The organism is Acidithiobacillus concretivorus, assembly GCF_018853445.1.
Taxonomy (GTDB): domain Bacteria; phylum Pseudomonadota; class Gammaproteobacteria; order Acidithiobacillales; family Acidithiobacillaceae; genus Acidithiobacillus; species Acidithiobacillus concretivorus.
On record NZ_JABELD010000085.1, the window covers coordinates 1 to 4,180 of the forward strand.

Annotated in this window: 4 protein-coding genes; 1 reads left to right on the forward strand and 3 read right to left on the reverse strand. The window is 56.2% G+C overall.

Going from position 1 to position 4,180, the window contains the following annotated elements; translation table 11 throughout:
• From HJG40_RS11300 to HJG40_RS11310, 3 genes are all read right to left on the reverse strand, one after another.
• Nucleotides 1–608, reverse strand: a 608-nt coding sequence (locus HJG40_RS11300; protein ID WP_215864290.1) for an efflux RND transporter permease subunit, incomplete at its 3' end; no start/stop codon positions are given.
• Nucleotides 609–622: 14 nt separating this feature from the next.
• Complete coding sequence (locus tag HJG40_RS11305; protein WP_215864291.1) at nt 623–1,705, reverse strand: efflux RND transporter periplasmic adaptor subunit; 1,083 nt, start codon at nt 1,703–1,705, stop codon at nt 623–625.
• Nucleotides 1,702–3,255, reverse strand: coding sequence for an efflux transporter outer membrane subunit (locus HJG40_RS11310; RefSeq protein ID WP_215864292.1), 1,554 nt, complete (start codon nt 3,253–3,255; stop codon nt 1,702–1,704). The genes HJG40_RS11305 and HJG40_RS11310 overlap by 4 nt, the downstream gene beginning before the upstream one ends.
• Before the next feature lie 124 nt (nt 3,256–3,379).
• Here HJG40_RS11310 and HJG40_RS11315 point away from each other — a divergent pair, with 124 nt between their 5' ends.
• Complete coding sequence (locus tag HJG40_RS11315) at nt 3,380–4,135, forward strand: response regulator (protein ID WP_226857406.1); 756 nt, start codon at nt 3,380–3,382, stop codon at nt 4,133–4,135.
• Nucleotides 4,136–4,180 lie beyond the last annotated feature (45 nt).

The window sequence follows — 4,180 nt, forward strand, 5'->3', positions numbered from 1 at the left end:
CCCAATACCGCCATTTCCTGCGGATTCAGCCAGACCCGCATGGCATAAGTGTTACCGTTAGGCCCGGTACCAGGAGGCAGAATGGCGGTCAGACCCACGCCCGGAACCGATTGAATGGCGGGCTGCACAACGCGGGTCAGATAATCGGTAATCTGCTGCTGATTAAAGCCCTTACCGTGGTAACTCAACAGCATCAGATAAGCCCCTGAACCAGACATTTCCTGAACCACCGGTTGCATGACCCCCTTGGGCAGCTGATTCAGGACGGTATTGACCTTGCTTTGCACCTGCGACAGGGCGGCATTGGGGTTTTCCCCCATCCGCATATATAAGGTCAAAATGGAAATACCGTCTTCACTGACAGCCGTCATATAGTTTATGCCCGGGGCCTGACCCACGGCCTTTTCCAGAGGGGCGGTGATAAAAGCGTTGACGGTTTTGGGGGTGGCCCCAAAATAGTGGGTCGTGACCGTAATCATTGAACTATCGGTAGGCGGATATTCGGTGATGGGCATCAGCCCCAGGGAGCGCAGACCAAAGAAAAACAGTACCAGGCTCAGGGAAATGGCCAAAATCGGGCGACGGATAAATGGTTCGGTAAAATGCATGTTGATCTTCGTCCCTATAGATGCACAGCATTATTGATCTGCACGGAGTCACCGCTGTGCAGCTTCACCTGCCCGGCTGTGACCACCGTATCCCCGACCTTGAGTCCGGAACGAATCACCGTATCCTGGCCCTTCTGCATGCCGGTGAGCACTTTTTGTTCGCGGGCGATCAACCGATGGTCCGGCCCGGGACTCAGCACATAAACAAAATCACCATAAGTATTGAAGCTCACTGCAACAGTAGGAATCAGCAGTGCTGCTTTGGGTGCCTCTTTCTCCAGAACCACACGCACAAACATACCCGGCTTCAACCCCGGTTCTGCCTGGAGCAAGGCCCTTACACTGAGGGCACGATTATCCGCATTCACATGACTGGAAATCGCCTGCACAGAAGCGCTGTAGTGCCGAACTGCGTCGCCATCGTGGATATCTACCTGCACCGGCGCACCTTTGTGCAGGGTCTGGGCATCGCGTTGCGGAACGGTGAAATCAACATACAAATGCTGCAGATTCTCCAGATGCACCACAGCGGTTCCCGCATGAATAAATTCGCCGGTATTGACGGTGCGCAGACTGAGCACTCCCGAAAATGGCGCGCGGAGTTGCGTGTCGGCAAGAGACTCCTGCAATGCTGAAACTTCTCCTTGAGCGGCCCCGGCATCGTATTGCGCCTTGTCCAGAGCTGCGGCAGATATACCGTGAATGGCATAAACCTTTTGGGCACGTTGATAATCTATCAAAGCCAGCTGGGCATGAGCCTGGGCTGCTTGCAATTGCCCCGGCAAGGCACCCGGGTCCAGGGCGAGGAGTAACTGCCCCTTGTTCACCGTTTGTCCCGAATGAAAATAAAGTTTCTGAATAACCCCACCGACTTGCGGGCCAAGGGCGGCACCCTGCTGCGGCACCACCTCGCCAACGGCTGTCAATTCACCCGCTATATTGCGGGTTTTGACTTTTACAGCAGAAACCGTCACCGCCGGATTGGCAGCAGCAATCAATTGGGTATGCAAGCGTTGCTGCCGCCATGCATACCAGCCATACACCGCTCCAAAAAGCAGCACAACAACCAATCCTAATAGAAGAAACGCCTTTTTCATGCGGGGGCTCCTGCAGTGTTTACCATGGGGGTGTCAGAGGGCACAGAATGCGGTTTGGATTCTGGTTGATCCGGTTGCCAGCCATCACCCAGCGCCACAAACAGCGCGACGCTATCCAGATAACGCTGACTGCGGCCTTGAATAGCAGCGACAGAATCCTGTTGATAGGCAATTTCAGCATTCAAAACAGTGGCATAGTCCGTAGCACCATCCCGATATCGGGCTTCAGCCAGGTGCAGGGCCTTGGCCGAAGATTGCTGTGCCTGTTTTTGCTGAATATAGGCCGTATCAGCACCCTGCAGGGTGCGCAAAGCATCTGCCACTTGTTTAAAGGCATTCAATACCGTGCCGCGATACTGGTCACTGGCTACCTGATACTGAGTCAACGCCGCACGACGCTCTGCATGCAAGCTGCCGCCATTATAAATGGGCGCAGCCAAGCCAGCGCCCAGTGACCAGAGGGTGGAAATCGGGTTGAAAAACAGGCCACCGGTCATGGCTGCCTTGCCAATGTCTGCAGAAATGTTGAATTGGGGATATAAATTGGCTGTCGCCACATCCGCCTGGGCAGCAGCGACCTTGATCTCCGCTGTGGCCGCCTGGATATCCGGACGATTTTCAGCCAGCGCCGAGGGCATAGTCGCGGGCAAGCGGGCTGGTAAATGCAGGCTTTGCAGAGCAGGGATGCTGAGGGCCACATTGGGCGTTTGCCCCAACAACGCCGCCAGGGCGTGGCGGGCTGCCGCCAGATCTGCCGCAAGAGGAGCAATGCGGGCACGCGCAGCGGCCGTCATGGCCGCCTGCTGTTCTACATTCTGCAGATTTTGATCACCCAGCTTATATTCCTGCTGCAACAGTTTCAGCAAATGTGCATCGGCTGTGGCAATCTGCTGAGCTGAATGCAACTGGGCGCGAGCGGCTGCGCCACTGATGATGGCCCGACTGACGTCTGCGGCCAGAAACACTTCACTCTGATGCAAATTGGCCTTGGTCACCGCCGCCTGTGCCCGTGCTGCATGAACCAGATCTTTCTGCCGGCCAAACACATCCGGGTTATAGCTGACGTCAATGGTGCCCAGGAAAAGGCTATAGAGATTGCCCGGAATACGGTAACTTTGTCCGCCGTCGGCACCTGTCCGCAAGGCCCGCGCGCGACTGATCCCCGCATTTGCCGAAACCTGCGGAGCCAAGCCTCCCTGTGCAGCCACCATCAGCGACTGCTGCCTTGCCAAAGCCGCATGGGCTGCCTGCAAATCCGGATTAGCCTGCATGGCCTGCTGGATATAGTTATTGAGCGGTTTTGAGTGAAACAACAACCACCACGAACGCGCCTGCTGCTGCGTCCACTGGACTTTTTGCTGGCCTGCCGGCAAAGCAGCGGGATGGGCATTATAAGATAGCGGCGTATGCATCTTCGGTACGGACCAATGGGGGCCCACCGCACAACCCGCCAAACCGATCATCAAACCCGAGCCCAACAATATGGCGATGCCCCGCCTGCGCCTTCGGGGTCCCGGCCAGCGCCGGGCCGCAGCATTTTCCTGTGCCATGTATTATCCTTGTTCAGGTCCAATGGAAGTTCAGGAAAAGCATAACGGGGTGGCCTGTAACAATCGTGCGCAGACAGCGCTCTGACATGTAACAAAGTGTCTGTTTATTTCCGGAGTACCCCGCTTGTTACATTTACGTTTGGTCTATCCGCATCCGGGGAGTACAGTACAATTCATGGAAAACAAAGCGCGAATTTTAGTGATTGATGATGACTTGCGACTCCGCAGCCTGGTGGAATCGCATCTGAAGGGCTATGGTTTTATGGTTCAGGGCATGGGTGATGGTCGCCAGATTGAAGCCAGCCTTGCAGAAAACCCGGTAGATCTCATTATTCTCGACCTGGGTCTTCCCCATGAAGATGGCCTGCAGATATGCCGACGCCTGCGCCAGCAGCACGACGTGCCCATTCTCATGCTCACCGCTCGGGGTGACGAAGTCGACCGGATTTTGGGTCTGGAAATGGGTGCCGACGACTATCTGGCCAAACCCTTTCATCCCCGTGAACTGGTTGCCCGTATCCAGGCCATTTTGCGCCGGGTCCGGGGCAGGGCGCCCAGAACCTCAGGGGTCACCGCCAGCTTTGAAAAGGGCCCCTTTCGGGTGGACATGGGTCGCCAGGAAATTCATCTTCATGACCAGCTCATCGCCCTGACCAGCGCCGAATTTTTAACCCTGGCCACACTCATTCAGCATGAAGGACAGGCACTGACGCGTGAAAAACTGATGTGGTTGACGCGTGGCCGCCAGCTGGAAGCCGATGACCGCAGTATCGATATGCAAATATCACGGCTCCGACGCCTGCTGGACAAAGGCCCTGGTCGCCCCCGGCACATTCGTACGGTCTGGGGACACGGCTACCTCTTCGTGGCCGAACCCTGAACATCCGTACATTTTGGCCCCGCAGTACACTGGGGCGGACCCTGC